The following is a 25,940-nucleotide window of genomic DNA, read 5'->3' on the forward strand; positions in this document are numbered from 1 at the left end:
GGGGGGGCGGTTGCCGCAGTCCGCAGGTGCGAGTCCAGATAAGGGAGCGGCGGTGTAGACTGGTCGCGTTCATCCGTCCGTTGTTGGAATCTTGTCATGATCGCGGCCGCGTTGCTTTCACCCGCTAGCCTGTGGAGCGGCTGGCTGCTGTATCTTCCCGCGTTGCTCTGGGCCCTGTGGCGCGCGCCATGGCTGGAGCTGTGCAGCGATCTGCGCCGGCAGCATCTGCTGTTCGGTACGGCGTTCGCGTTGGTCTTCCTGTGGCTGGTGCGCCGCGACTTCGATTCCGGGTTGTCCTACCACCTCATCGGCATGACGGCGGTGACCCTGTTGCTCGACTGGCCGCTGGCGATCCTCGCCGGCTTCGCCGCGCAGTTGGGCCTGCTGGCCCTGGGGCGCCAGGAACTGGCGGCGTTGGGGGTGAACGGCGTGTTGCTGGTGCTGTTGCCGGTGCTGATTGCCGAGGTCTGCGCGTTGCGGGTGGAGCGGGCGCAGCCACGCAACCTGTTCGTCTACATCTTCTGCTGCGGCTTCTTTCCCGCGGCGTTGGCCGCCTTGCTCTGCGTCCTGTTCGGGCTCGCTGTGCTCTGGGTCGATGGTTTGTACCCCATGCCGCATTGGCTCGGCGATTTCGTCGGTTATCTCTGGTTGGTGGTCTTCCCCGAGGCGTTCACCAACGGGATGGTGGTCACGGCCCTGGTGGTGTTCTGTCCGGACTGGCTGGAAACCTTCAACCGTACGCGCTATCTATCGGCACCCTGGAAGGACGACGAGAGATAGCGCTGGGGGTGGGGTGCTGTCGGGGCCGTGCAGGCCCGGCCCCTTATCTTGATGGTCGTGCCTGCGCCTCAGTGCTTGCGTGGCGGCAGCTCGCCGGAAAACAGGTCGTCCTCCAGCTCGTTGCCGGGAATGGCGTGCTCTTCCGAGGCCCAGGCGCCCAGATCGATCAGCTTGCAGCGCTCGGAGCAGAAGGGCCGGCTCGGGCTCTGCGGCCCCCATTCGACGGGCGCGCCGCAGGTGGGGCAGGCGACTGTGGTGGGTGCGCTCATGGTTGGCCTCCGCGTAGGCTGAGATAAAAAGTGTGCAGGCGTTCGACTTCGCTGCGCAACCAGTCCAGGTCGCGGTCGTTGACCAGGATGTCGTCGGCATGGCGCAGCCGCTCTTCCCGGCTGGCCTGTGCCTTGAGGATGGCCTGGACCTGCTCGGCGGTGGTCTGGTCGCGTTGCATGGTGCGCTCTATGCGGAGCAACTCGGGGGCGTCGACCACCAGTATGCGCTGGGTCAGTTCGTGCTGGCCCGATTCGATCAGCAGCGGCGACACCAGCACCGCGTAGGGGGATTCGGCCCGGGCCAGGTCATCGACGATCTCCTGGCGAATCAGAGGGTGCAGCAGAGCCTCCAGCCAGCGGCGCTCGTCGATATTGGCGAACACGCGTGAGCGCAGGGTGGCGCGATTCAGTTGGCCGTCGGTCAGCAGGACTTCGGCGCCGAAATGCTCGGCTATCTGCGCCAACGCCGGCCGGCCGGGTTCGACCACCCAGCGGGCGGCCTGATCGGCGTCCACCAGGTGCACACCCTGCTCGATGAAGTGCTGTGCAACCGCGCTCTTGCCGCTGCCGATACCGCCGGTAAGGCCCAGAATCCAGGGCTTCATGATCGAGTTCGACTCTCTAAGCAATATATCGGGCGGGAATTGTAGCCTGGGCGGTTGTGTGCTGGCGAACGAGGGGGCTGTGCAGCGGCATGCCCTGGCGTGGCCCGCCCCGATGTCGAGGGGCGGGTGGTGGTTTGCCTTGGGGCTGGCAGGCTAGTCCTTAGCGGAATCCTGCGAACTGCAGGTAGGTGCCGGTGATCTGCTCGCCCCAGAGCAGGGCGATCCAGCCGGCTATCGCCAGATAGGGGCCGAAAGGGATCGGGGTGCTGGTCTCGGCATTGCGCAGGCGCAGCATGATCACTCCGAGCACTGCGCCGACCAGCGACGACAGCAGGATGGTCAGCGGCAGCACCTGCCAGCCGCCCCAGGCGCCGAGCATGGCCAATAGCTTGAAGTCGCCGTAGCCCATGCCTTCCTTGCCGGTGACCAGCTTGAACAGCCAATACACCGACCACAGGCTCAGGTAGCCGGCGACGGCGCCCCACAGGGCGTCGCCGAGGCTGGCGAACAGGCCGAAGGAGTTGGCGATCAGGCCGAGCCACAGCAGGGGCAGCACCAGGGAGTCCGGCAGCAGCTGGTGGTCGGCGTCGATCAGGCTCATCGCCAGCAGGCCCCAGGTCAGTAGCAGCAGGGCTCCAGCCTGCCAGGTAAAGCCAAAATGCCAGGCAACATAGGCCGACAGCAGGCCGCAGGCCAGTTCCACCAAGGGATAGCGCTTGCTGATGGGCGCCTTGCAACTGGCGCACTTGCCGCGCAGCGCCAGATAGCTCAGCACCGGGATGTTCTCCCAGGGGCGAATCTCGTGGCCGCAGTGCGGGCATTGGGAGTTCGGCAGTATCAGGTTGAAGGTCGCTTGCGCCGGCTCACCGGGCAGATCGAGGATCTCGCGGGCCTGCATCTTCCAGTCGCGCTCAAGCATCAGGGGGAGGCGGTAGACCACCACGTTGAGAAAGCTGCCGAGCAGCAGGCCAACTAGAAGTGAGACTAAAACAAAGGCCAGCCCGTGGCTGGCTAGAAACTGAAGGACAGCCATGATCTATACGACGGAGCCCAGTTGGAAGATGGGCAGGTACATGGCAATGATGAGGCCGCCCACCAGAACGCCCAGAACGGACATGATGATCGGCTCCATCAGGCTGGTCAGCCCGTCAACCATATTGTCGACTTCCTCCTCATAGAAGGTCGCGACCTTGTCGAGCATCTCGTCCAAGGCGCCAGACTCTTCGCCGATGGCGGTCATCTGGATTGCCATGGACGGGAAGGTACCGGTGGTGCGCATGGAGAAGTTGAGCTGCATGCCGGTGGAGACGTCCGCCTTGACCTTGTTGGTGGCGTTTTTGAACACCACATTGCCGGTTGCACCGGCCACGGAGTCCAGCGCCTCCACCAAGGGTACGCCGGCGGCAAAGGTGGTAGAGAGTGTGCGGGCGAAGCGGGCCACGGCGGATTTGTAGAGGATGTCGCCGACAATCGGCATCCTGAGGACGGTGCGGTCAGCCCAGTCACGGAATTTCTGCGACTTCTTATGGATTTCTTTCAGGGCGAAGGCTAGAGCAAAAAGGCCGATCAATATATAGAGCCATGACTCTTGTAATGTTTGGGATATTCCGATGACCATTAGGGTAAATGCAGGGAGCTCGGCACCGAAGTTGGCGAAAACCGTTTCGAACTGCGGCACCACCTTGATCAACAGGATGGCTGAAACGATGATGGCCACGACAACCACCGCGATTGGGTAATTCATGGCCTTCTTGATCTTGGCTTTCAGTGCCTCGGTTTTTTCTTTATAGGTAGCGATACGGTCCAACAGGGTTTCCAAGGCGCCGGCTTGCTCGCCGGAGTCGACCAGATTGCAGTAGAGATCATCGAAGTATTCGGGTTTCTTGCGTAGTGAAGTCGCAAAGCTGTTACCGGCCGCCACCTCTTGCTTTACTTCGTCGACTAGCTTGCGCATGTTGGGGTTGTCGAAACCTTCGCCGATGATGTCGAACGACTGTAGTAGAGGTACACCCGCTTTCATCATGGTCGCCATCTGTCGGGTGAACAGCGCGATGTCCATGGGTTTGATCTTCTTGCCGGCACTGAACAGCGAGGTGGCTTTCTTGCGAACCTTGGTCGGGTTTATACCCTGTTTACGCAACTGGGCCTTGACCAAGGCAGGGTTCTGGCCGTTGAGCTCGCCCTTGACGATGGCGCCCTTCTTGTCTTTGCCTTCCCAGCTGAAAACGCTGGTCTTGAGTGCTTTTTCCGCCATGGTTAATCCTTGGTCACGCGGTTGACTTCCTCAAGGCTGGTAACGCCTTGCATGGCCTTCAACAGGGCTGAGGTGCGCAGGTCATTAAAGCCGTCTTTGCGCATCTGTGCAGAGATGTCGATGGAGTTGCCTTCCTCCATGATAATCCGCTGCAGGTTGGGCGTGTTTTTAACCACTTCATAAATACCGACACGGCCTTTGTAGCCGTCCTTGCAGTTTTCGCAGCCCACGTGGCCGAAAATCTTGAAGGAGCCGATCTTGTCTTCGGGGAAGCCCTCGGCCAGCAGGGTTTCGCGAGGCACGTCGATTTCTTTCTTGCAGTGGCTGCACAGCTTGCGCGCGAGGCGCTGGGCGATGATCAGGTTGACCGAGGTGGCGATGTTGAATGACGGAACGCCCATGTTGCGAAGGCGGGTCAGGGTCTCTGCCGCGCTATTGGTGTGCAGCGTCGACATCACCATATGGCCGGTTTGCGCCGCCTTGACCGCGATGGAGGCGGTGTCCAAGTCTCGAATCTCGCCGACCATGATGATGTCGGGGTCCTGGCGCAGAAACGCCCTGAGGGCCTGGGTAAAGTCCATGCCCTGCTTAGGGTTGACGTTGACCTGGTTGATGCCCTCCAGGTTGATCTCCACCGGGTCTTCTGCGGTGGAAATATTGACGTCAGGTGTGTTGAGGATATTCAGGCCGGTATAGAGCGAAACGGTCTTGCCCGAGCCGGTGGGGCCGGTCACTAGGATCATGCCTTGGGGTTGTTTCAGGGCCGCCATATAAAGCGCTTTCTGGTCCTCCTCATAGCCCAGGGCGTCGATGCCCATTTGCGCGCTGGTGGGGTCGAGGATGCGCATTACGATCTTTTCGCCCCACAGGGTCGGCAGGGTGTTGACGCGGAAGTCGATGGCCTTGTTCTTCGATATCTTCATTTTGATCCGGCCATCCTGGGGCTTGCGCCGCTCTGATATGTCCAGGGCGGCCATTACCTTCAGGCGTGCCGAGATGCGTGGTGCTAGCTGAATCGGCGGGCGGGCTACTTCGTGAAGGATGCCGTCGGTGCGAAAGCGTACCCGATAGGCCTTCTCGTAAGGCTCGAAGTGCAGGTCGGACGAGCCGCCCTTGATGGCGTCAAGCAGCATTTTGTTGACGAAGCGCACGACGGGCGCATCGTCGGCGTCGACACCGCCATCGCTGTCCTGCTTGTTCTCGTCAACAGCCTCGACATCCAGGCCGTCGAGGTCCACGTCTGCCAGGTCCTCCATGCCGCTGGTGGCGGAATCGAAGAACTTGTCGATGGCGTCGCCCAGCTTGTCATCCTCGACCAGAATTGCCTCGGTATTCAGGCCGGTGCTGAACTGGATATCGGTGACCGCCTGGTGGTTGGTCGGGTCGGAGACGCCAATGAATAGTTTGTTGCCCCGGCGCCACAGTGGCAAGGCGCGGTGCTGGCGTGCCAGCTTTTCGCTGACCAGCTCCCGTGGTGCGCCTTCCTTGTCCAGCGTGTTGAGGTCGAAGAAGGCGACGCCAAACTGATCGGCAGCCAACTCGGCCAGTGCTCGGCTCTTTACCAGTTTGTTCTGCACCAGGTAGGTCACCAGCGGCAGTTTGTTGCGCTGGGCCTGCTGCTGGGCCTGCTGAGCGGCTTTCTCGTCGAGCAGTTCGGCCAGCACCATCTGTTTGGCCAGGCCGGTCAGGGACACGCTTTCGTTCATCGCAGACTCCATACGCAATGCGTGCCTTATAACGTAGTTGAACTCTAGCTGCTAGGTGTGGCGGCTTGAGTGACAAAAAATGGCAGAAATTGCCTTGCTGGTGTTGCGCGAGTGGTGGCTTTCCTCGATGTAACTCCATGTTTATCGCTGGGTTTGAAGTTGGCATAGGACCTGCATTCCTTTGCTCAGGTCGTAGGACCTTAACACTTCCAGGAGAAATTCTATGAAAGCTCAATTGCAAAAGGGTTTTACCCTGATTGAATTGATGATCGTGGTTGCGATCATCGGTATTCTGGCGGCAATTGCCTTGCCGGCCTACCAAGACTACACAAACCGCGCTCGGGCTTCTGAGGTTGTGCTCGCGGCGAGTGGGGCACGCACGTGTGTTTCTGAAATCAACCAAAGTGCCTCAACGTTCACTGCTAATAGTTTCAATGGGTGTGCCTCAACACCTTCCTCGCAGTTTGTTAGTACTGTAACCGTCTCCGCTGCTGGTGCGATCCGGGCTACTGGTACCGTTAGTGGGACAGCTGTTGTCGTTAACTTGGTTCCTACTCCCAACGCAAGCACTGGTCCGATCCAGAGTTGGGCCTGCACTGGTACTCCGGTGAATTGGATGCCTGGCAGCTGCAAGTGATCTTCTGGTGAGCTTACCTCCGTGGGACAGTTAGTCAGTCTGTCTCAGGCGGTAAGGATGAGATGCTTTAAAAGGTGCCCCACTTGTAGTGGGGCATTTTTTTGTCTGAAAACATGGTGGCTGGTGATGGATTTGAACCGAGTCGAGCGGTGGTTGGTTGTGTTGTCCGCTATTGCATTTTTAGTGGCTTGGCTTTTACCTAATCATTACTCACCGTGGGCAGTTGCTTATCAGGAGTTTGCGGTCTTCTTGGCCGGAATTCTGCTTGTTTCAACCATGCTGCGGGTGGGGGGGAGGCTCTCGCCGGCTTTAATTGGCTTTTTATTGTTGCCAGTGATACCGCTGCTTCAGATGGTTTTTGGAGTGATCTACTTTGCGGGTGACGCACTTATCGTGTCGCTGTACTTGTTTGGCTTTGCTTTGATGTTGCAGGTTGGCTACAGCTTTCCGTCGGGGTCAGTTAATCACTATTTCTTTGTGCGCTCTTTGGCTGGGTTGTTTGTCGTGGGCGGAGTTTTGTCCACATGGATTGCCTTGCACCAGTGGCTGCAGTTGCCTAGCACTATTTGGGTCGCCGATTTGCCCTTCGGAGCTCGTCCTTACGCCAATATAGGGCAGCCTAATAATATGGCTACATTGCTGTGTATGGGGCTTGCTGGGGGTCTTTACCTTTATGAGAGGCGCCTGCTGAACCCTGTCACTGCTGGACTGTTGGCCTGTTTCCTCTTATTCGGTGTTGCGTTGACGGGGTCTCGTGCTCCATGGCTTGCCGCAATTGCAGTCATTGTTTTTTGGGGCGTCAAGAGCAGAATGTATGCGCCTCGTCTGAGTGTGCGTGGTCTGTTGGCGTGGGTGGGCGTTTATTTGGCTTGCCTCTCTATTATCGGATGGTTTTCCGAGTCCGGTGTAGGTGTCGCGAGGGTAGGGTCGGTTAATGAACGCATTAATATTTGGGTGCAGCTCTGGCAAGAAGCATGGCGAGGGCCTTGGTGGGGCTATGGCTGGAACCAGGTTCCGGTTGCGCAAATGCAAGGCGCCCTGAATTACTCAGCGCCTGCACTTTCTTTAAATGGCCACAACATATTACTTGACCTCATGATATGGAATGGTCCGTTGCTCGGTGGGGTGATCTTTTTCGCTATAGCTACTTGGCTGGCGAGGATTGCTTGGCGCGTGAGTAGTGCCGAGAGCATGTTTGCCTTGGTTGCAGCTGGTTTCGTCTTGGCGCATGCAGTTGTAGAGTTTCCTTATGAGCATGCATATTTGCTATTTCCATTGGGGTTATTGCTCGGAGTGGCGGCTACGGACGGGGGGCAAGGGCGTGAGTTTACGACACCGCGTTGGTTGACTGGCGTCGCTCTGTTTGTATGTGTGGGTTTGTTTGGTTGCTTCTGGAAGGAGTATAGGATCATTGAGGAAGATCACCGCTTGCTGCGTATGGAGCTGGCGCGTGTTGGCCAGTTAAAAGCAGCCCAGCCCGCGCCAGATGTACACCTGTTAAGCCAGTTGCGTGAGTTCATACGTTTTGTGCGGACGCCGCCAAACTCTCACATGAGTCGCGCGGAGTTGGAAAGAATGAGGAAGGTGGTGTATCGATATCCGAGCATTTCCGGCTTGCTTCGGTATGTCGTTGCGTTGGGGATTAATGGTCAGGTCCTAGTGGCTAGAGAGCAATTGACGTTATTTAAGCGGATATACGGTCCAGGCCAGAGAGGGCATGTGCAGGCGATGTTTGAGCTGCAGGAAATGCAGAAGCAATATCCAGAATTATTTGAATATTAACCGGGCAATTAAATAGGGCGTGCTGGATAATCTGCCGCCATGAAAACAGATGCCCGCAAACTCAGCCCCAAGAACAGCGCGAAAAGCGCGCTATTGCCCTGCGAATGCGTGAGCAGGGTTACACCTATGAAGCCATTGGCGAAGCGGTTGGCGTTCCCCCCCACACACACTGTCGCCCACTGGGCAGAGGTCGCCGAGCACAAAGGCGAACAAGCTGCCGTCAGCGGCGGCCAGCGCGGTGTGCGCCAGGGTGAGCGCCGCAGCTTGAGTCCCAGTCAGGAAGTGCTGATTCGCCCCCTGATGAGCGACAAGATGTCCGATCAACTCAAGCTCGGTTTTGCGCTCTGGACACGGGATGCCGTACGCGAACTGATCCGCCAATGCTGTGGTTTGCTCATGCCGGTGCGCACGGTTGGTGAATGCCCCAAGCGCAGGGGCTATACCCCGCAACGTCCACTGCAGCGGGCCTACCAGCAGAAGCCTGAGGTGGTTCAACGCTGGCTGGACAACGACTACCCGCGCATCGCCCAACGAGCCAAGGCCGAGAACGCCGAGATTCAGTGGGGTGACGAGACCGGTATGCGCAGTGACAGCCATGCCGGTCGCAGCTACGCCCCTGCTGGCGAGACACCGGTACGTTTGGTCAGCGGCAGTCGCTTCGCCACCAATATGATTTCCACCGTGACCAATCGCGGCAAGCATGCGCTTTATGCTGTACCGGGAAACGCTGACAGCCCTAGTGCTGATTCGCTTCCTGGCCCGCCTGATTCGGGCTGCCCAGGGGCGCAAGGTGTTCCTGATTCTCGACAATCTGCGCGTGTACCACAGCAAGAAGGTGAGCGCCTGGGGTCGCTGAGCGAAAAGCGCACATCGAACTGTTTTTCTTGCCGGCCTATGCCCCGGAGCTGAATCCTGACGAATACTTGAACGGCGACTTGAAACAGCAAGTGCGCACCGGCTTGCCCGCTCGTAATCAGGAAGACCTGGAAAACCGTGTTCGCTCAGTTATGAAACGCCTGCAATTACGTCCCCACCGAATCCATGCTTATTTCAGGCATCCGCGTATCTCTTATGCGGCTTGATTTGGGATATTTGGTTGCCGGGTTAATATATGCGCCGTCGCACGCCACTCTGCAACGATTGTCCTGGTTGATGCCGCGGAAACGTCAGTCGAATGACGGGTTAGATCGTAGAGTGAAGTCGCCGCAGGCGCTTGCGCTAGTTACCGCGAATCGGGCTGGGGCAAAGCTCCGGTTACAAACTCAGCCGCATCGACAAATCCACCGCCTTGACATCCTTGGTCAGGGTGCCGATCGACACATAGTCCACTCCGGTCTCGGCGATGGTGCGCAATGTGCTCTCCTTGACCCCGCCCGAGGCTTCCAGCTTGGCGCGGCCCAGGGTGATGGCGACGGCCTGGCGCATGTCCTCCAGTGACAGCTCGTCGAGCATGACGATGTCGGCGCTGGCGTCCAGGGCCTGGCGCAGTTCCTCCAGGCTTTCCACCTCCACCTCCACCGGCTTGCCCGGGGCGATCTGTTGGGCGGCCTGCACCGCCTCGGCGATGCCGCCGCAGGCGGCGATGTGGTTTTCCTTGATCAGGAAGGCGTCGTACAGGCCGATGCGGTGGTTGTGGCAGCCGCCGCAGGTGACCGCGTATTTCTGCGCCAGGCGCAGGCCGGGCAGGGTCTTGCGGGTGTCGAGCAGTTTCACCCCGGTGCCTTGCACCAGGTCGGCGTAGTGTTGGCAGCGGGTCGCCACGGCGGAGAGGGTCTGCAGGAAGTTCAGGGCGCTGCGCTCGCCGGTCAGCAGGGCGCGGGCCGGGCCCTCCAGGTGGAACAGCGCCTGGTTGGGCGCCACCCGTTCGCCATCGCGGACTTCCCAGTGCACCGTGACCCGCGGATCGAGCTGGCGGAACACCGCGTCGACCCAGGCCGTGCCGCACACCACCGCCGCCTCGCGGGTGATCACCGTGGCGTGAGCCAGGCGCTGGGCCGGGATCAGTTGCGCGGTGATGTCGCCGCTGCCGATGTCCTCGGTCAGGGCGCGGCGCACGTTGGCCTCGATTTCGGCGGTCAGGTCGGCGAGGGTAAGGTTGGGCATGACGGGCTCCACTGTCTGGGTGGGGCGATTATAGGGATAGCGGGCTGTGGTTGCAGCGGGATTGGCGCTGTTGGCGTTCATCCGTGGCCGTCTCGCTGGTGCGGGACCCGAGTCGGTCACCTGCTACTGTTAATAGGGATAGTGGGCAGGCGCTCCGTGCCGGCGCGCGAGTCGGGGTTTGATATCGCTTGTCCGCTTTGCGCGTGCAATGACGCGTTTGTCGCGCGCGGCTAGCCGTTGGGAGGCTGGCGCGTTACATCTGTGACCTGGGTCATATCTGCAAGAGAAGGCTGCTTGGTGCGCTCGGGGGCGTCCCTATAATGGCTTTACTTTTTGGAATGTTGGCGCCAGGACCTTGACGTTACGGATGACGCCCAGTTGATCGCTGTGCAGATCGGCGTGCCTTTGAGGTGCGGTCTGCAGGAGGCTTGCAATGAAGACTGATGCGAAAGTGGTGCACCTGAGCAAGGTGGCCTCTGCGCAATCGCCCACTTCGCCGGTAGGAAGACTGCCCGTGGCGCTCATCCAGGTGCGTGACAAGGCTGCGCAACAGCTCAAACAGGCGCTGCAGGCGTTGTTCGACAATGCCGACGATACGTTGTTCGAGATGGCCGACCGGGCCACCAGCAACGCCGAGCAGAATGCCTTCTTCGAGGCCATGCGCGATCTGCGGCTGAAACGCAAGAATATCGAGCGCGGCTTCCTGCAGAAGGTCTTCGAGTCCTTCTCCAGCCTCAATCAGTACGAGATCGGTACGCCCCCAGCCTTGGATGCGGTGTCCTTCGACAGCCTGTCCCTGGTGCAGAACGACGAGCTGGAGGAGACGGTGGCGCTGGACGCCATGGTCGCCAAGGTCATGAGCCGTGACAGCATGGCGGTCGGCCACCTGAGCACGCGGCTCAATGCCTTGGTCAGCAAGAAGCTCGACGATCGCAGCAACCCCCTCGGCCCCGCCGCGCTCTGCGAGTTCTTCCTGGAGGCCTGCAGCGGCCTGGGCGTGGAGATCAAGGTCAAGCTGATCATCTTCAAGCTGTTCGAGAAGTATGTGCTGGGGGACCTCGATCAGCTGTATGCCGAGGCCAATCAGGCGCTTGCCGCCGCGGGCGTGCTGCCGGAGCTGAAGTCGGCGCCGGTGCGCCGCCAGACCGGGCGCCCGGCGGGCACGATGCCGGGCGAGCGTGAGGCGGGCGGCGCGCCGGCCGCCGGCGACTACGACGAACAGAGCGTGCAGGAAGTCTTCGGTGCGCTGCAGCAGCTGCTGTCCCAGGCCCGTGGCAGCGTCGTTCCGCGGCGTGAGACGCCGGCCGGTGCTCAGCCTATTTCCAGTCATGACCTGATGCGCCTGCTGTCCTATATGCAGCAGCGTGCGCCGGCCCAGGCCAGCGATGACTTCGACCTGCGCGAGCAGCTGGGGAGCCTGCTCAGCCGCGCCAGCGCCAAGAGCGGCAAGGCCCGGGTGGTCGGCGAAGTCGATGAGGATGTGATCAATCTGGTGGCGATGCTGTTCGAGTTCATCCTCGACGATCGCACCCTGCCGGACTCGTTGAAGGCGTTGATCGGGCGGTTGCAGATCCCGATGCTCAAGGTCGCGGTACTCGACAAGACCTTCTTCGGCCGTGGCAGCCACCCGGCGCGCCGCCTGCTCAACGAGATCGCCTCGGCGGCGCTGGGCTGGAGCGAGCAGGACGACGCCCAGCGCGACAGCCTGTACCAGAAGATCGAGCAGGTGGTGCAGCGCCTGCTCAACGACTTCGTCGATGACCCCGCGATCTTCTCCGAGTTGCTCGCCGACTTTCTCGCATTCACCGGCGACGAGCGTCGGCGTAGCGAGCTGCTGGAGCAGCGTACCCGCGATGCCGAGGAGGGCAGTGCCCGGGCCGAGCTGGCTCGGCGCCAGGTCGAACAGGCGCTGAATGAGCGGCTGCTCGGCAAGACCCTGCCGGAGGTGGTGGTGCGTCTGTTGCAGGAGGCCTGGAGCAAGGTGCTGCTGCTGACCTGCCTGAAGCACGGTGTGGAGTCGGCCGAATGGCGGGCGGCCTTGGCGACCATGGACGACCTGGTGTGGAGCGTGACGCCCCACGAGGATGCGGAGGCGCGCTTGCGCCTGCTGGAGCTGGTGCCAGGGCTGCTCAAGGCCCTGCGCGAGGGCATGGCCAGCGCGGCGTTCGATCCGTTCTCCACCGGCGAGTTCTTCGGTCAGCTGGAGGCACTGCATGTGCAGGCGTTCCAGCGATTCAAGCAGCCCCTGGTCGAGGTCGAGGCGGAGCTGGACGAAGAGCAGCGCGCGGCCCTGGCCGAGGTCGGCATCGACCTGCCGCTGCTGGAGCTGCCGAATGAGGATGTGGAGCCGGAGGCCGAGGCGTTGCCGATGGTCGCCGTGGTCGAAGAGATCGTCCTGCAGGCGCCCGGCCAGCAGCGCTCAACGGAGCCGGAGGTGACCCTGCCGGACGATGACGAGTCGTTGCTGCAGGTGGACAACCTGCGCGTGGGCAGCTGGGTCGAGTTCCAGGAAGACGATGAGCATAAGTTGCGCTGCAAGCTGGCGGCGGTGATCAAGCCGACCGGCAAGTACATCTTCGTCAATCGCACCGGCATGAAGGTCTTGGAGAAAACCCGCATGGGGCTGGCCGTGGAGTTTCGCCGCTGCGCCATCCGCCTGCTCGATGACGCGCTGTTGTTCGACCGGGCCCTGGAATCGGTGATCGGTAACCTGCGCAGGCTCAAGGGCACCTGATCTCGCGACGGCGTCGGCATTGCCATTCCACCGAGCAAGGCTTGGCCGCGCCGCAGGGCTGCTCTAGAGTGGAGGCTCGTTCAAGGAGCCGTTATGCAGCTGGATCCTCGCAGTGGCTGGTGCTCGGGCATTCGCCACTGCCCCTCGCCCAACTTCAACGCACGCCCGCAGGGAGAGGTGTCCCTGCTGGTGATCCACAACATCAGCCTGCCGCCGGGCCAGTTCGGCACCGGCAAGGTCCAGGCGTTCTTCCAGAATCGCCTGTCGGCCGACGAGCATCCCTACTTTGCGAGCATTGCGGCGATGCAGGTCTCGGCGCATTTCCTGATCGAGCGCGACGGCGCCATTACCCAGTTCGTCTCCTGCAACGAGCGGGCCTGGCATGCCGGCCAGTCCAGCTTCCAGGGGCGCGAGAACTGCAACGATTTTTCCCTGGGCATCGAGCTGGAAGGCACTGACGAGACGCCCTACAGCGAGGCCCAGTATGTCGCGCTGCCGGCGTTGATCCACGCGCTGCGAAGGGGCTACCCGGCACTCGCCCCGGAGCGTATCTGTGGGCACAGCGACATCGCCCCGAGCCGCAAGACCGATCCCGGTCCGGCTTTCGACTGGCCGCGGTTGCGCGCCGCGCTGAAGGATAAGAAGGAGGCGTTATGACTTTTCTGGTGCTGTTGCTGGTGCTATGGGTCGAGAAGTTCTCGGCGTGGCGCCATGCGATCCAGCAGGATGGACCCTGGCTGCGCTTGCTGGCGAAGGCCGGGCGGCAGCCGGACTTCGTCGAGAGCCCCTGGTTGGGAATCGTGCTTCTGGTGGTGCTGCCGTTGGCGGGCCTGACCCTGCTGCTGTCGCTGCTCGAACCGCTGGCCTACGGTTGGCTGGCGCTGCCGGTGCACCTGCTGGTGCTGATCTACAGCCTAGGGCGGGGCGACTTGCTGGCGGCGCTCGGCCCTTTCCGCGACAGCTGGCGGCGCGGCGATAGCGAGGCGGCGTACCTGGTGGCCCGTCGCGATCTGGCCCTGGAGGCTGATAGCGAGGGCGCACTGCTGCAGCAGGTGCAGGGGCACATGCTCTGGCAGGCCTATCAGAGCTTCTTTGCGGTGATCTTCTGGTATGCCTTGCTCGGCCCCCTGGCGGCGTTGGCTTATCGCCTGTTGGCCCTGCTCGGCGAGCATGCCGAGCAACCGGCCTTGCGCGAGCGGGCGGTGCATCTGCGCCATGCCTTCGACTGGTTGCCGGCGCGGGTGCTGGCGGCGAGCTTCGCCCTGGTCGGCAACTTCGTCGCGGTCAATCGGGCGTTGCTGCACGAGTTGCTGAGTTGGGATATTTCCGCCGCGCAGCTGGTGATCAAGGTGGGGCGCGTGGCCTGTGAGATACCGGCGCCGGAGCTCGGTGCCGCCGGGGTCGGCAGCCTGGACAGCCTCTGGCAACTGCTGGTGCGCGCCGCCGTGCTCTGGTATGCGCTATTCGCCCTGTGGACGCTGTTCCTCTAGTTCCCCCGGCCGGCGCCTGACTCGGGCCCGGCCAACTCCCCCCTTTGCCCTCGATGCTCCCGGCGCCGCGCTTAACCTTAAGTTACAGAGAAGCGCGTCGATAAGAGGTATATAAGACGCTCGGCGGGGCGGCTGGCCATTTGCCTCTCACGCGGTCGTCGGCCGGCCGCGTCGAGCAGCGCGGCGTGGCGACCCGCCAAGCAGCACAAAACAACTAGAACTGGGGGCGTCTTTGTGAAGACCGTTTTGTATCCAGCCATCGCGCTGATGAACCGCCTCAGCTTCGGCATGAAGTTCAGCCTGATCAGCGTCTTGTTCTTCCTGCCCATGCTGGTGACCAACTTCTACCTGGTGCGCGACTCCTATCGTCAATTCGTCGGCACCCAGGCGGCCCTTGCCAGTCTCGACCTGCTGGGTGCCAGCCTGTCGCTGCGCCGCGACCTGGAAAGCTTTGCCGACCTGGTGAAGATCAACGAGATGATCGGACAATCCGGTCAGGCCGGGGATCTCGAGAATCGCATCGGCCAGGTGCAGACTCGCCTGGGGACTGCCCTGGAGGCGCTGGCGCCCGTGGTTCGGGATGCCGAGCAAGTCGAGGAGTTCGAGGCCAAGCGCGACGAACTCACGGCCGGCCTGCAGGCCGTGCAGCAGGAAACCTCCTTGCAGGGCAAGACGGCGATGGCCAGGCAGCTGCTGGGCAGCTCCCAGGTATTCATCAAGCTGGTCGCCAGCCAGGCGGGGCTGAGCCAGGACCGCCAGCGTGAAGTGCGGCAGATGACCGAGCTGGTCACCGTGGTGACGCCCATGGTGACCGAGCCGCTGCGTGACGGACGGGCCACGGGCTCCTATTCCCTGGGGCAGGGCTTCCTCAATTCGGCGGCGAGCACCCAGTTCGACGAGCTGCTGCTGGAGTTGGAGAAAGTCCATGCGGAGTACGGGCTCAATCTGCAGGACGCGCTGAGCGCCAGCCCTGGCGCACGCGCGGCCTTGGCCGGCCTGGCAGAGGCCAGCCTGACGACCCTGAAGGACAGCGCCCTGCTGTTCGAGGACAAGGTGATAGTCGCCGACAGCCTGGACATGCCGTGGCAGCAGTTCTACGACCAGGTCAGTGCGCAGATGGGCAGGACCTATGAGTTCAACGATGCGGTGCTGGCCTTCCTCGACGAGCAGCTGCAGGCGCGCCTGCAGGACAACCGCGCGCAGATGGTGCTGCTGGCGGTGGCGCTGGTGGTGGTGTTCCTGTTGATCCTCTACCTCTACAGCGGTTTTTACGTGTCCACCCGGGCGACCCTCAAGAGCCTGGGCGAAGTCATGGATCAGGTCGCCGGTGGCGACATGACGGTCAGCTTCAAGGCGCAGAGCAAGGATGAGCTGGGCGAGCTCGGGCAGATGTTCAACGAGACGGTGAAGAAGATCCATCACCTGATCGAGCGTGTCGGCCATACCGTGACCGAGGTCGAGCGCCAGGCCGGCCGTGTGGAGCGGGTTTCCGGCGAGAGCAACCAGGCGGTCGCCGGCCAGCGCAGTCAGATCGAACAGGTGGCGACGGCGATGAATCAGATGTCCGCCACTGCCCAGGAAGTGGCGCGCAGCGCCGCCGCCGCGGTGGGCAGTGCGCAGAGCGTGAATAATGAAACCGTCAGCGGCCGGGCCCTGGTCGAGTCCCAGGTCGGCAGCATCCGGCGCCTGGCGGGGGAGATCGATCAGTCGGTGGCGGTGATCAACCAGTTGGCCAGCGACAGCGCGTCGATCAGCCAGGTGTTGGATGTGATCAAGGGCATCGCCGAGCAGACCAATCTGCTGGCGCTCAATGCCGCCATCGAGGCGGCGCGGGCCGGCGAGCAGGGCCGCGGCTTCGCCGTGGTGGCCGACGAGGTGCGCAATCTGGCCAAGCGTACCCAGCAGTCCACCGAAGAGATCGAGACGATGATCAGCAAGCTGCAGGGCGGCGTCGGCGCGGCGGTCAAGGCCATGGGCGTCAGTCACCAGATGGCCGACGGCACGGTCGGCGAGTCGGGCAAGGTGCAGCAGGCGCTGGAAAATATCCTCGCCGCGGTGGGCATGATCGTCGACCAGAATCAGCAGATCGCCGCGGCGGCCGAGCAGCAGACCGCGGTGGCCCAGGATATCGACCAGAACATCGTCCAGATCAATCAGGCCGGCGAGCGCACCGCAGAGGGCGCCAGCCAGACCGAGCAGTCCAGTCGCGAGCTGTCCGAGCAGGTTTCGCACCTCAAGCAGCTGATCGGTGCCTTCCGGGTCTGACCCGGTTGTCTGCCAGAACGAGGCCCGCCCATTGGCGGGCCTCGTTCTTTGTGCGAATGCGTGCGTCTGCGGACATGCTCGCGCCTGTCAGGAGGGCCAGCCGAACAGCTCGCAGGCGTTGCGGCTGCTGGCGGCGGCCAGTTCGTCTGGGCTCAGGCCCACGAGCGGGGCCAGCTCGGCACAGATATCGGGCAAATATTCCGGGCTGTTGCGCTGGTTGGGGTGCATGGCCGGCGCCATGTCCGGCGAGTCGGTCTCCAGCACCAGGGCTTCGGCCGGCAGCTGTCCCAGGACCTTGCGCAGGCGCTTGGCCTGGGGCCAGGTCGGCGCGCCGCCGAGGCCGAGCCTGAAGCCCAGCTTGAGGTACTCGCGGGCCTCCTCGTAGCTGCCGGCGAAGGCATGGATGATGCCGCCGCGCTTGAGCCGGAAGCGCTTGAGGGTGGCGATGGTCGGTGCGTGGGCGCGGCGTACGTGGAGCAGGGCCGGCAACTCGAACTCGGCGGCCAGGCCGAGTTGCGCCTCGAACAGCGCCTGCTGGCGCGGGCGGTCGAGGTGCTCGAGGAAGTAGTCCAGGCCGAACTCGCCGACCGCGCAGAGTTGCCGGTGACCGGCCAGGCGCTGCAGCCAGGCGCGCAGTTCGTCCAGATGCTCGGGGCGGTGCGCGTCGAGGTAGGCCGGGTGCAGGCCGAAGGCGGCGTGCAGCCCGCCGTCGCCTTGCACCAGGTCCCACAGGCGTTGCCAGTTGTCCCGGTACACGCCGAGCACCACCAGGCGCTCCACGCCCCGGGCGCGGCAGCGCGCCAGTAGCGCGTCGCGGTCGGCGTCGAAGTCGGGGAAGTCCAGGTGGGTATGGGTGTCGATCAGGCGCATGGCGCCAGTGTCCGCCGGGGCGGGACGGGCCGCAAGGGCAGCCCGTCCTCCGGCCTCAGTGGTGCTCGCGGGTGGCGCGGAATTTCACGTCCGGCCAGCGCTCTTCCATCAGGCTCAGGTTGACCCGGGTCGGCGCCAGGTAGGTGAGGTGGCCGCCGCCGTCGATGGCCAGGTTCTCCGCGGCCTTGTTGGAGAATTCCTCGAGCTTCTTCTTGTCGGCGCACTCGATCCAGCGCGCCGACCACACGGTGATCGGCTCGTAGGCGCACTCGACCTTGTATTCCTCCTTGAGGCGGCTGGCGACCACGTCGAACTGCAGCACGCCGACCGCGCCGAGGATGATGTCGTTGCTGCGCTCGGGGAAGAACACCTGGGTGGCGCCTTCCTCGGCCAGTTCCTGTAGGCCCTGGCGCAGCTGCTTGGACTTCAGCGGGTCCTTCAGGCGCACGCGGCGGAACAGTTCCGGGGCGAAGTGCGGGATGCCGGTGAAGCCGAGGCTCTCACCTTCGGTAAAGGTGTCGCCGATCTGGATGGTGCCGTGGTTGTGCAGGCCGATGATGTCGCCGGCGTAGGCCTCTTCCAGCTGCTCGCGTTCGCTGGAGAAGAAGGTCAGGGCGTCGGCGATGCGCACGTCCTTGCCCAGGCGCGCGTGGCGCAGCTTCATGCCCTTCTCGTACTTGCCCGAGCAGATGCGCATGAAGGCGATGCGGTCGCGGTGCTTGGGGTCCATGTTCGCCTGGATCTTGAACACGAAGCCCGAGAGCTTCTCCTCCACCGGCTCCACCACCCGCTCGTGGGCGGCGCGGGCCAGGGGCCGGGGCGCCCAGTCGACCACCGCATCGAGCACGTGGTCGACGCCGAAGTTGCCCAGGGCGGTGCCGAAGAACACCGGGGTCAGCTGGCCGGCGAGGAACTCTTTCTGGTCGAATTCGTGGCAGGCGCCCTGCACCAGTTCCAGCTGCTCGATGAAGCGCTCGTACTCGTCGCCCAGGTGGGCGCGGGCCTCGTCGGAGTCCAGGTGCCGGATGATCTTGGTCTCGGTGCGCTCGTGGCCGTGGCCCGGGGTGTAGACGATGATGTAGTCGCCTGCCAGGTGGTACACGCCCTTGAAGTCGCGGTAGCAGCCGATCGGCCAGGTGATGGGCGCGGCCTTGATCTTCAGCACCGCCTCGATCTCGTCGAGCAGCTCGATGGGGTCGCGGATGTCGCGGTCGAGCTTGTTGACGAAGCTGACGATGGGCGTGTCGCGCAGCCGGCACACGTCCATCAGGGCAATGGTGCGCGGTTCCACGCCCTTGCCGCCGTCGAGCACCATCAGCGCGCTGTCCACTGCGGTCAGGGTGCGGTAGGTGTCTTCGGAGAAGTCCTCGTGGCCGGGGGTGTCGAGCAGGTTGATCATGTGCTCGCGGTAGGGGAACTGCATCACCGAGGTGGTGATGGAGATGCCGCGCTGCTTCTCCATCTCCATCCAGTCGCTGGTGGCGTGGCGGTCGGACTTGCGCGACTTGACCGTGCCGGCCACGGCGATTGCCTTGCCCATCAGCAGCAGCTTCTCGGTGATGGTGGTCTTACCGGCGTCGGGATGGGAAATGATGGCGAATGTGCGCCTCTTGGCGACTTCGGCGGCCTGGATGCTCATGCGTGGGGGAACCCGTCGACTGAATGTCGGTCTGTCAAAAAAGGCGGCGATTATACCGGGAAACGCCGGATCGCGCGGCGCCCAGTGCCCCGGCGGTCGAACCGGGGCGATGGCGGTGCTGTGCAGCATTCCATGGCGCTTCGTTGCGAATCCTCCACGCCGGGTCGTGGCGCGACAAAAAGGGTCGAAAACCCGGCATTTTTTATTGATCTCAGCTCCCCCTGGTCCTACAGTTCGCGCCCGAACGTCCATGCTGGCAACGATCCATCCGGCTCAAGTACTGACGACGAGAGATCGTGCGCGATACTCGGCGACATGCCTTGGGAAGTAGGCGAACCAAAGTGGGGAAACTGATCAGGCGTTCGCGCTTTGCTATTACTTAGTGAGGCATCCCTAACCACCTTTGTCCGTTTTGCCATTTGGAGTCCCCGCATGTCGATTGAGCTCGAAGACTATTACCCGCGCGAAACCTTCCAGAAGATGAAGGCCTTCGCCGACAAGCAAGAAACCCCCTTCGTGGTGATCGACACCCAGATCATCAGCCAGGCCTACGACGACCTGCGCGCCGGTTTCGAGTTCGCCAAGATCTACTACGCGGTCAAGGCCAATCCGGCGGTGGAGATCATCGAGCTGCTGAAGAACAAGGGCTCGAGCTTCGACATCGCCTCGATCTACGAGCTGGACAAGGTCATGGGCTGCGGCGTCGGCCCCGAGCGCATCAGCTACGGCAACACCATCAAGAAATCCCGCGACATCCGCTACTTCTACGAGAAGGGCGTGCGCATGTTCGCCACCGACTCCGAGGCCGACCTGCGCAACATCGCCAAGGCCGCGCCGGGCTCCAAGGTCTACGTGCGCATCCTCACCGAAGGTTCGACCTCGGCCGACTGGCCGCTGTCGCGCAAGTTCGGCTGCCAGACCGACATGGCCATGGACCTGCTGATCCTCGCCCGCCAGCTGGGCCTGGAGCCCTACGGCGTGTCCTTCCACGTCGGCAGCCAGCAGCGCGACATCGGCGTGTGGGACGCGGCCATCGCCAAGGTCAAGGTGATCTTCGAGCGCCTCAAGGAGGAGGACGGCATCGTCCTCAAGATGATCAACATGGGCGGCGGCTTCCCGGCCAACTACATCACCCGCACCAACAGCCTGGAGACCTACGCCGAGGAGATCATCCGCTTCCTCAAGGACGACTTCGGCGACGAGCTGCCGGAAATCATCCTCGAGCCGGGCCGCTCGCTGATCTCCAACGCCGGCATCCTGGTCAGCGAGGTGGTGCTGGTGTCGCGCAAGTCGCGTACCGCGGTGGAGCGCTGGGTGTTCACCGACGTGGGCAAGTTCAGCGGCCTGATCGAAACCATGGACGAGGCGATCAAGTTCCCCATCTGGACCGAGAAGCAGGGCGAGATGGAAGAGGTGGTGATCGCCGGCCCGACCTGCGACAGCGCCGACATCATGTACGAGCACTACAAGTACGGCCTGCCGCTGAACCTGGCCATCGGCGACCGCCTCTACTGGCTGTCCACCGGCGCCTATACCACCAGCTACAGCGCGGTGGAGTTCAACGGCTTCCCGCCGCTGAAGGCCTTCTACCTCTGAGTCGTGCCTCGTAGGTCGCGCCGCTACCGAAAAAACCCGCCCTCTGGCGGGTTTTTTGCGTTTCTAGGGGGGGAGGAGAGGCGCCTGTGCGACGGTCGGAAAAAAGTTCCCTGAGGCCGCAAAATATTTATTGATTGATATTTATTATCAAATAGAATCGCCGCTCCTTCACATCTGGTAGTGATTCTCATGAGCATGCGTGACAAGAGTTTCTGTAGTCTGCCGCAACCCCGTTTATTGGCCTGCGCCATCGCATCCGCCAGCCTGGCATTCGCCTCGACACTGCCCGTCATGGCGGCTGAGACGGACAGCCTGACGCTGGAGCCGATGCAGGTGGTGCAAAAGCGCAACGCCTATGGCGTCGAGCGGACCCGCACCGCCACCAAGACCGACACGCCGCTGCGCAACGTGCCGCAGTCCATCAGCGTCGTGACCGACGAGCAGATCCGTGACCAGTCCATGCAAGGCATGGCGGACGTGGTGCGTTACGTGCCGGGTGTGCAGATGGCTCAGGGCGAAGGTCACCGTGACGCGCCCATCCTGCGCGGCAATGCCACGACCGCGGACTTCTTCGTCGACGGCATGCGCGATGACGTGCAGTACCTGCGCGACCTGTACAACGTAGAGCGGGTGGAGGTGTTGAAGGGGCCCAATGGCATGATCTTCGGCCGCGGCGGCAGCGGCGGCCTGATCAACCGGGTGAGCAAGCAGGCCAACTGGACCGATGGCCGCGAGCTCGGGGTCACCTATGGCTCCTGGGAGAACCGGCGCATGACCGGCGACTTCAACCAGGCGGTCAACGAGCGCCTGGCGCTGCGCCTGACCGCCCTGTTCGAGGACTCCAACAGCTTTCGCGACCATGGCGAGCTGGAGCGCTGGGCGATCAACCCCACGGCGAGCTTCGCCCTGAGCGACGCCACCCTGATCGAGGTCGGCTACGAGCATTTCGAGGACGATCGCACCGTCGACCGTGGCCTGCCGTCCTTCACCAAGGCCGGCAGCAGCCGTGGCGCACCGCTGAAGGTCAACGAGTCCACGCACTTCGGCAGCCCCGACGACAGCTTCTCCTCGGCCGAGGTGGACGCGCTGAACGCCCGCATCACCCATGACTTCGGCAACGGCATGGTCCTGACCAACCAGACCCGCTATGCCGATTACGCGAAGTTCTATCAGAACGTCTACCCGTCCGCGGCCTACAACGCGACCACCAATCAGGTTCAGCTCGGCGCCTACAACAACGCGACCGACCGTACCAACCTGATCAACCAGACCGATCTGACGATCGCCGGCAGCGCCCTGGGCTTCGACCACACCCTGCTGGTCGGCGCGGAGCTGAGCCGCCAGGAAACGGAAAACTTCCGCGAAACCGGCTTCTTCAATGTCGCCGGCACGCAGAAAAATACCTTCGTGACGCCGCAGAGCAGCATTTACCAAGGGCCGGTGGTGTTCCGCCACAGCGCCACCGACGCCGACAACGAGAGCGTCGCCCAGACCGCCGCACTCTACCTGCAGGACCAGATCGCGCTGACCGAGCAGTGGGAACTGCTGGTCGGGGTGCGCTACGACAACTTCAAGGTGGACGTGGACGACTTCAAGGGCGGTGGCCATACCGAGGTGTCCAGCTCGGACGATCTGTTCTCGCCACGCGCCGGGCTGATCTACAAGCCGCTCGACAACCTGTCCTTCTACACCAGCTACTCCATCGCCTATGTGCCGCGGGCCGGCGAACAGCTGGCCTCGCTCAACGCCAGCAATCGCGCGCTCGATCCGGAGGAGTTCACCAACCGCGAAATCGGCGTCAAGTGGGATGTCAGCGAGCGGCTGGCCGCGACCGCCGCGTTCTATAACCTGGAGCGCACCAACGTGGCGACTGCCGATCCGGCCGATCCGACCCGCTCGATCCTGGTCGATGGCCAGCGGGTGCGAGGCGTCGAACTGGAGATCACTGGCCACCTGACCGATGCCTGGCAGGTCACCGGCGGCTATGCCTACCAGAACAGCGAGATTCAGACCCCGGGGCTTGAGGGTAACGAGATCGCCCAGGTGCCGCGCGATTCCTTCTCGCTGTGGAATCGCTACGACCTCGATCCGCAGTGGGGGCTGGGGCTGGGCGTGATCTACCAGAGCGATGTCTTCGCCGCGGCGGACAACAAAGTGGTGCTGCCGAGCTTTACCCGGGTCGACGCCGCTGTCTACTACAAGGTCAGCCCGGAGTTGCGCCTGCAGCTGAACGTGGAAAACCTGCTGGACGAGGAGTATTACGCCTCGGCCCACAACAACAACAACATCACACCGGGCTCGCCGCTGGCCTTTGGTCTGAGCGCCAACGTGTCATTCTGAGTGTGCGCGTGACGGCGGGTCCGTCGCGCTCAAATGTGATCAGGCAGAAGGCCGCCCCTGTGGGCGGCCTTCTGCTGTCTGCAGTAGGGGGACCGACAAGTCGCGCTGTCCGGGTGCATGCCTGCGGGCGGGCCGGGATTCGATCATCCTGGAGCGCACAGCCGCCTAGTGATTGCGCCGCAAACCCAGGCGATCCCGTGATGAAGAGTGGGCGTGCCCCCTTGCTCGGCCAATCTGCGGGCGTTGTCGCGTGAGATGCTTGCTGGGGGAGTTGGGCGCAAGCGTCGTACGGTCGCGGGGCGCGTCTGTTCGTTCTTCTGGCTGCAGAGCAGGTCGGTGACGACGGCCAGCGCAGCCTGCTGTTCGACCTGGACTCGAGCATCCAGCAGCTCAACCGCGAGCTGGGGGCGGGGCATGCCAGCAGCGTGCGGCTGACTGGGGTGTACCACAACCTGTTGCGCCGTTGGGCGGAGCTGTAGGGCGAGCGTATTGGCAGGGAGGGGCGAAGAGTGGAGGGGCGTACTGAGGCGCAGGGGGGGAGGAGTGCGGGCGAGCGAGCTGGGCAATGACCAGCGCCGATGCTTGTCGGGCCGATAACGACGGCGGCCCCGGCCACTCGCTCGAAGTGGCCGGGGCGCCGCTCTAGCCCTTAGAAGCGGTAGTTGGCGCTCAGCTCCAGGCTGCGCGGCGCGCCGGGGGTGATCAGGTCCACCGAGCCGTGGGCCGAGGCATAGTACTCCTTGTCGAACGCGTTACGCAGGCGCAAGGCCGCATCCCATTGCGCCTGGTTGTACAGCAATGCGGCATCGAAGGTGGTGTAGCCGGGCATGACGGTGACGTTGTCTAGGGCGGTGTAACGCTCGTCGACATAGTTGGCACCCATGCCGACGCGCCACTGCTGGTTCAGCGAGCGTACCAGCCAGAGGTTGGCGCTGTGCCGTGGGGTCAGGGTCGGGGTCTGGCCCTGGTTGGCCACGCCATTGGTCTTGCTGTTGGACTTGGTGATCTCCGCGTCCAGGTAGGCGTAGCCGGCATAGACCTGCCACTTGTCGCTCAGCTGGCCGGTCAGGGTGGTCTCGAAACCGTCGGTGCGCTGTTCGCCGGCGAGGATCAGCTTGGCCGGGTTGACCGGGTCGCTGGTCTTCATGTTGGTGCGCTCCAGGCGGAACACCGAGGCGGTCAGCGACAGGCGCTGGTCGAGCAGGTCCCATTTGCCGCCCAGCTCGTAGTTGGTGGTCTGCTCCGGCTCCAGGTCCTTGTTCGAGTTGCTCAGGGGGAAGACCTCGGAGGACGGCTGGTAGGAGCGGCTCACCGAGACGTAGTAGGACTGCACCCGATCCGGCTGGTAGACCAGGCCGACCCGCGGGCTCCAGGTGCGGTCGGTGCGCGAGATGTCGTTGCCGCTCAGGGCGTCCTGGAACTCCTGGTCGTAGACGTCGTAGCGCACGCCGAGCAGGGCCTTCCATTGCGGTGCCAGCTCGATCAGGTCCTGCACGTAGAAGCCGGCGGTGTCCTGGATGTTGCGGCCCTTGTTGGTCTGGCGCGCAGCCTGGAAGGGCACCTCGACTAGGGCGTCGCGGAACACCGGCACCCGGGCCACGTCGTCCTGGCTGAAGAAGGCCTGGTGCTTGTCCTGGCGGCCCAGTTCCACGCCGTAGAGCAGGTTGTGCTGCATGCCGGCGAGCTGGGCCTGCTGCTTCAGCTCGGTCTGGTTGAACCAACCATCCTCCTTGCGCTGCACGTTGCCGCGCTTGAGCTTGACCAGCAGCTCGCCGTTGGCCGCGGTGACGAAGCGATTGGCGTCGGTGTGGGCCAGGGTGTTGTTGCGGTCCAGGTCGTAGTGGTAGTAGCGGCTGGTGTTGGACAGGCTGAAGTCGTCGTTGATCTGGTAGTCGAGGCCGGCGGTGAGGGAGAACACCTCGCTGCGGGTGTAGTCCTGGTCCGGGTCGGCGGAGCCGAAGCGGGTCTCGGGGTCGACAGCCACCGGGCGGCCGTTCAGCGCCGGAATGCCGAAGTCGATCAGGCGCTTGTCGTACAGGTAGCTGGCGCCCAGGTTGAGCTCCAGGTCATCGGACAGCTTGAAGTAGGCCGAAGGCGCCAGGGCCTTGCGCTCGAGGAAGGCGTCGTCGCGGAAGCCGTCGCTGTCTTCCAGGGCGCCGGTGACGCGAAAGGCCTTGTCGCCGTGCTCCTGGTCGGCCCAGCCGGCGTCGAACTGGGTGCGCTTCTTGCCTTCGCTGTCGAAGCTGACGCCCACTTCCTGCACCGGGGCGAAGGTCGGGCGCTTGCTCACGCTGTTGATCAGGCCACCGGAAGAGCCGCGGCCGTAGAGTACGGCGGCGGGGCCCTTGATCACTTCCACCCGTTCGATGTTGGACAGGTCACGGTAGTACAGGGCGTCGTCGCGCACGCCGTCGATGTACTGGTCGCCGATGGCACTGAAGCCGCGGATGGTGACCTGATCGCGCTGACCGTCGCCGTTGGACAGGCCGACGCCGGGCACGTTCTTCAGCACGTCCTCCATCGACTGGGCGCCCTGATCCCTGATCACGCTCTGCGGGATGACGTTGACCGTCTGCGGAATGTCGCGTAGCGGCGCGTCGATCTTCAGCGCGCTCTTGCTGCGGCTGGGTTTGTAGCTGCTTTGTTGTTGCTGGCCGGTGATGGTGGCGGCCGGAATCTCCAGCGCGTTGCCGGAATCGGCCTGCACGGTCTGAGCGGCGAGGGCGCCCAGCAGCGATAGGTAGATCGGATTGAAGCGTAAGACGGTCACCGCGCGACTCCCCATAAAAAGAGCGCGAATGGTATTTCCTCTCATTTGCATATGCAAATTTATTGCGCCTTGTCGCTGAAGAGGAGCCCTGCGAAGAGGG

At 63.0% G+C, this 25,940-nt stretch carries 18 protein-coding genes and 3 pseudogenes; 12 read left to right on the plus strand and 9 right to left on the minus strand.

Annotated features, from left to right (window positions below; genetic code table 11):
- The first annotated feature begins 96 nt into the window (after positions 1 to 96).
- The gene (locus ACSX1C_RS19765) at positions 97 to 780 is read left to right on the plus strand and encodes an energy-coupling factor ABC transporter permease (protein ID WP_439887531.1); all 684 of its coding nucleotides are present in this window, start codon (positions 97 to 99) and stop codon (positions 778 to 780) included.
- A 68-nt stretch (positions 781 to 848) separates the two neighbouring features.
- Here the strand turns inward: ACSX1C_RS19765 and yacG are convergent, their stop codons facing one another.
- From yacG to pilB, 5 genes are all read right to left on the minus strand, one after another.
- Positions 849 to 1,049 carry a DNA gyrase inhibitor YacG gene (yacG, locus tag ACSX1C_RS19770; RefSeq protein WP_369958746.1) on the minus strand — a complete coding sequence of 67 codons (201 nt, stop codon included), beginning with the start codon at positions 1,047 to 1,049 and terminating at the stop codon, positions 849 to 851.
- A complete protein-coding gene (gene coaE, locus ACSX1C_RS19775; RefSeq protein WP_439887532.1) occupies positions 1,046 to 1,654 on the minus strand; it encodes a dephospho-CoA kinase in 609 nt (202 codons plus the stop codon). Before coaE ends, yacG begins: the two co-directional genes overlap by 4 nt.
- A 160-nt stretch (positions 1,655 to 1,814) precedes the next feature.
- On the minus strand, positions 1,815 to 2,687 hold the full coding sequence (locus ACSX1C_RS19780; RefSeq protein WP_439887533.1) for a prepilin peptidase: 873 nt from the start codon (positions 2,685 to 2,687) through the stop codon (positions 1,815 to 1,817).
- Positions 2,688 to 2,690: 3 nt separating this feature from the next.
- Positions 2,691 to 3,908 (minus strand): type II secretion system F family protein, encoded by a 1,218-nt coding sequence (locus ACSX1C_RS19785; RefSeq protein WP_439887534.1) that lies wholly within the window; start codon positions 3,906 to 3,908, stop codon positions 2,691 to 2,693.
- Positions 3,909 to 3,910: 2 nt separating this feature from the next.
- A complete protein-coding gene (gene pilB / locus ACSX1C_RS19790; protein ID WP_439887535.1) occupies positions 3,911 to 5,614 on the minus strand; it encodes a type IV-A pilus assembly ATPase PilB in 1,704 nt (567 codons plus the stop codon).
- A gap of 223 nt (positions 5,615 to 5,837) precedes the next feature.
- Here pilB and ACSX1C_RS19795 point away from each other — a divergent pair, with 223 nt between their 5' ends.
- The 3 genes and pseudogenes from ACSX1C_RS19795 (at position 5,838) to ACSX1C_RS19805 (ending at position 9,115) form a co-directional block, all read left to right on the plus strand.
- The gene (locus ACSX1C_RS19795; RefSeq protein WP_439887536.1) at positions 5,838 to 6,251 is read left to right on the plus strand and encodes a pilin; all 414 of its coding nucleotides are present in this window, start codon (positions 5,838 to 5,840) and stop codon (positions 6,249 to 6,251) included.
- A 159-nt stretch (positions 6,252 to 6,410) separates the two neighbouring features.
- Positions 6,411 to 8,033: a Wzy polymerase domain-containing protein gene (locus tag ACSX1C_RS19800; RefSeq protein ID WP_439889446.1), complete on the plus strand. Its 1,623-nt coding sequence runs from the start codon at positions 6,411 to 6,413 to the stop codon at positions 8,031 to 8,033.
- Between the two features lie 39 nt (positions 8,034 to 8,072).
- A pseudogene (locus ACSX1C_RS19805) lies at positions 8,073 to 9,115 on the plus strand (IS630 family transposase).
- Positions 9,116 to 9,287: 172 nt separating this feature from the next.
- On the opposite strand, the gene nadC reads toward ACSX1C_RS19805, so the two are convergent.
- Complete coding sequence (gene nadC / locus ACSX1C_RS19810; RefSeq protein ID WP_439887537.1) at positions 9,288 to 10,136, minus strand: carboxylating nicotinate-nucleotide diphosphorylase; 849 nt, start codon at positions 10,134 to 10,136, stop codon at positions 9,288 to 9,290.
- Positions 10,137 to 10,569: 433 nt separating this feature from the next.
- On the opposite strand from nadC, the gene ACSX1C_RS19815 reads away from it, so the two are divergent.
- The 5 genes and pseudogenes from ACSX1C_RS19815 to ACSX1C_RS19835 all read left to right on the plus strand — a co-directional run.
- Positions 10,570 to 12,870 (plus strand): DUF1631 domain-containing protein, encoded by a 2,301-nt coding sequence (locus ACSX1C_RS19815; RefSeq protein WP_439887538.1) that lies wholly within the window; start codon positions 10,570 to 10,572, stop codon positions 12,868 to 12,870.
- Between the two features lie 93 nt (positions 12,871 to 12,963).
- Complete coding sequence (gene ampD / locus ACSX1C_RS19820; RefSeq protein WP_318643430.1) at positions 12,964 to 13,527, plus strand: 1,6-anhydro-N-acetylmuramyl-L-alanine amidase AmpD; 564 nt, start codon at positions 12,964 to 12,966, stop codon at positions 13,525 to 13,527.
- The gene (gene ampE, locus ACSX1C_RS19825; protein ID WP_439887539.1) at positions 13,524 to 14,360 is read left to right on the plus strand and encodes a regulatory signaling modulator protein AmpE; all 837 of its coding nucleotides are present in this window, start codon (positions 13,524 to 13,526) and stop codon (positions 14,358 to 14,360) included. Before ampD ends, ampE begins: the two co-directional genes overlap by 4 nt.
- Before the next feature lie 1,203 nt (positions 14,361 to 15,563).
- Positions 15,564 to 15,767: pseudogene (locus ACSX1C_RS19830) on the plus strand (HAMP domain-containing protein); the annotation flags it as partial.
- A 342-nt stretch (positions 15,768 to 16,109) separates the two neighbouring features.
- Positions 16,110 to 16,625 (plus strand): annotated as a pseudogene (locus tag ACSX1C_RS19835) (methyl-accepting chemotaxis protein); the annotation flags it as partial.
- Between the two features lie 87 nt (positions 16,626 to 16,712).
- Here ACSX1C_RS19835 and ACSX1C_RS19840 read toward each other — a convergent pair.
- Together ACSX1C_RS19840 and ACSX1C_RS19845 are read right to left on the minus strand one after the other, a co-directional pair.
- The gene (locus ACSX1C_RS19840) at positions 16,713 to 17,495 is read right to left on the minus strand and encodes a TatD family hydrolase (RefSeq protein ID WP_439887540.1); all 783 of its coding nucleotides are present in this window, start codon (positions 17,493 to 17,495) and stop codon (positions 16,713 to 16,715) included.
- Between the two features lie 55 nt (positions 17,496 to 17,550).
- Entirely contained in the window at positions 17,551 to 19,134 is a 1,584-nt protein-coding gene (locus tag ACSX1C_RS19845; protein ID WP_439887541.1) for a peptide chain release factor 3, read from the minus strand.
- Between the two features lie 432 nt (positions 19,135 to 19,566).
- Here ACSX1C_RS19845 and ACSX1C_RS19850 point away from each other — a divergent pair, with 432 nt between their 5' ends.
- The 3 genes from ACSX1C_RS19850 (at position 19,567) to ACSX1C_RS19860 (ending at position 23,549) form a co-directional block, all read left to right on the plus strand.
- Entirely contained in the window at positions 19,567 to 20,730 is a 1,164-nt protein-coding gene (locus ACSX1C_RS19850; RefSeq protein ID WP_439887542.1) for a type III PLP-dependent enzyme, read from the plus strand.
- A 291-nt stretch (positions 20,731 to 21,021) separates the two neighbouring features.
- Positions 21,022 to 23,070, plus strand: a complete 2,049-nt coding sequence (locus ACSX1C_RS19855; RefSeq protein ID WP_439887543.1) for a TonB-dependent receptor — start codon at positions 21,022 to 21,024, stop codon at positions 23,068 to 23,070.
- 317 nt (positions 23,071 to 23,387) lie between these two features.
- Positions 23,388 to 23,549, plus strand: coding sequence for a hypothetical protein (locus ACSX1C_RS19860; RefSeq protein ID WP_439889447.1), 162 nt, complete (start codon positions 23,388 to 23,390; stop codon positions 23,547 to 23,549).
- A gap of 170 nt (positions 23,550 to 23,719) precedes the next feature.
- Here the strand turns inward: ACSX1C_RS19860 and ACSX1C_RS19865 are convergent, their stop codons facing one another.
- Positions 23,720 to 25,840, minus strand: a complete 2,121-nt coding sequence (locus ACSX1C_RS19865; protein ID WP_439887544.1) for a TonB-dependent receptor — start codon at positions 25,838 to 25,840, stop codon at positions 23,720 to 23,722.
- Positions 25,841 to 25,940: the final 100 nt, after the last annotated feature.

Source organism: Pseudomonas sp. MBLB4123, from assembly GCF_051904775.1.
GTDB classification, from domain to species: domain Bacteria; phylum Pseudomonadota; class Gammaproteobacteria; order Pseudomonadales; family Pseudomonadaceae; genus Aquipseudomonas; species Aquipseudomonas benzenivorans_B.

Excerpts from the sequence above, each read along its gene's own strand:
- pilB (WP_439887535.1), bottom strand. The coding sequence starts at position 5,614 with ATGAACGAAAGCGTGTCCCTGACCGGCCTGGCCAAACAGATGGTGCTG.
- ACSX1C_RS19765 (WP_439887531.1), top strand. The coding sequence starts at position 97 with ATGATCGCGGCCGCGTTGCTTTCACCCGCTAGCCTGTGGAGCGGCTGG.
- ACSX1C_RS19855 (WP_439887543.1), top strand. The coding sequence starts at position 21,022 with ATGGCGGCTGAGACGGACAGCCTGACGCTGGAGCCGATGCAGGTGGTG.
- ampD (WP_318643430.1), top strand. The coding sequence starts at position 12,964 with ATGCAGCTGGATCCTCGCAGTGGCTGGTGCTCGGGCATTCGCCACTGC.
- yacG (WP_369958746.1), bottom strand. The coding sequence starts at position 1,049 with ATGAGCGCACCCACCACAGTCGCCTGCCCCACCTGCGGCGCGCCCGTC.
- ampE (WP_439887539.1), top strand. The coding sequence starts at position 13,524 with ATGACTTTTCTGGTGCTGTTGCTGGTGCTATGGGTCGAGAAGTTCTCG.
- ACSX1C_RS19780 (WP_439887533.1), bottom strand. The coding sequence starts at position 2,687 with ATGGCTGTCCTTCAGTTTCTAGCCAGCCACGGGCTGGCCTTTGTTTTA.
- ACSX1C_RS19815 (WP_439887538.1), top strand. The coding sequence starts at position 10,570 with ATGAAGACTGATGCGAAAGTGGTGCACCTGAGCAAGGTGGCCTCTGCG.
- ACSX1C_RS19850 (WP_439887542.1), top strand. The coding sequence starts at position 19,567 with ATGTCGATTGAGCTCGAAGACTATTACCCGCGCGAAACCTTCCAGAAG.
- coaE (WP_439887532.1), bottom strand. The coding sequence starts at position 1,654 with ATGAAGCCCTGGATTCTGGGCCTTACCGGCGGTATCGGCAGCGGCAAG.
- nadC (WP_439887537.1), bottom strand. The coding sequence starts at position 10,136 with ATGCCCAACCTTACCCTCGCCGACCTGACCGCCGAAATCGAGGCCAAC.
- ACSX1C_RS19845 (WP_439887541.1), bottom strand. The coding sequence starts at position 19,134 with ATGAGCATCCAGGCCGCCGAAGTCGCCAAGAGGCGCACATTCGCCATC.
- ACSX1C_RS19840 (WP_439887540.1), bottom strand. The coding sequence starts at position 17,495 with ATGCGCCTGATCGACACCCATACCCACCTGGACTTCCCCGACTTCGAC.
- ACSX1C_RS19795 (WP_439887536.1), top strand. The coding sequence starts at position 5,838 with ATGAAAGCTCAATTGCAAAAGGGTTTTACCCTGATTGAATTGATGATC.
- ACSX1C_RS19785 (WP_439887534.1), bottom strand. The coding sequence starts at position 3,908 with ATGGCGGAAAAAGCACTCAAGACCAGCGTTTTCAGCTGGGAAGGCAAA.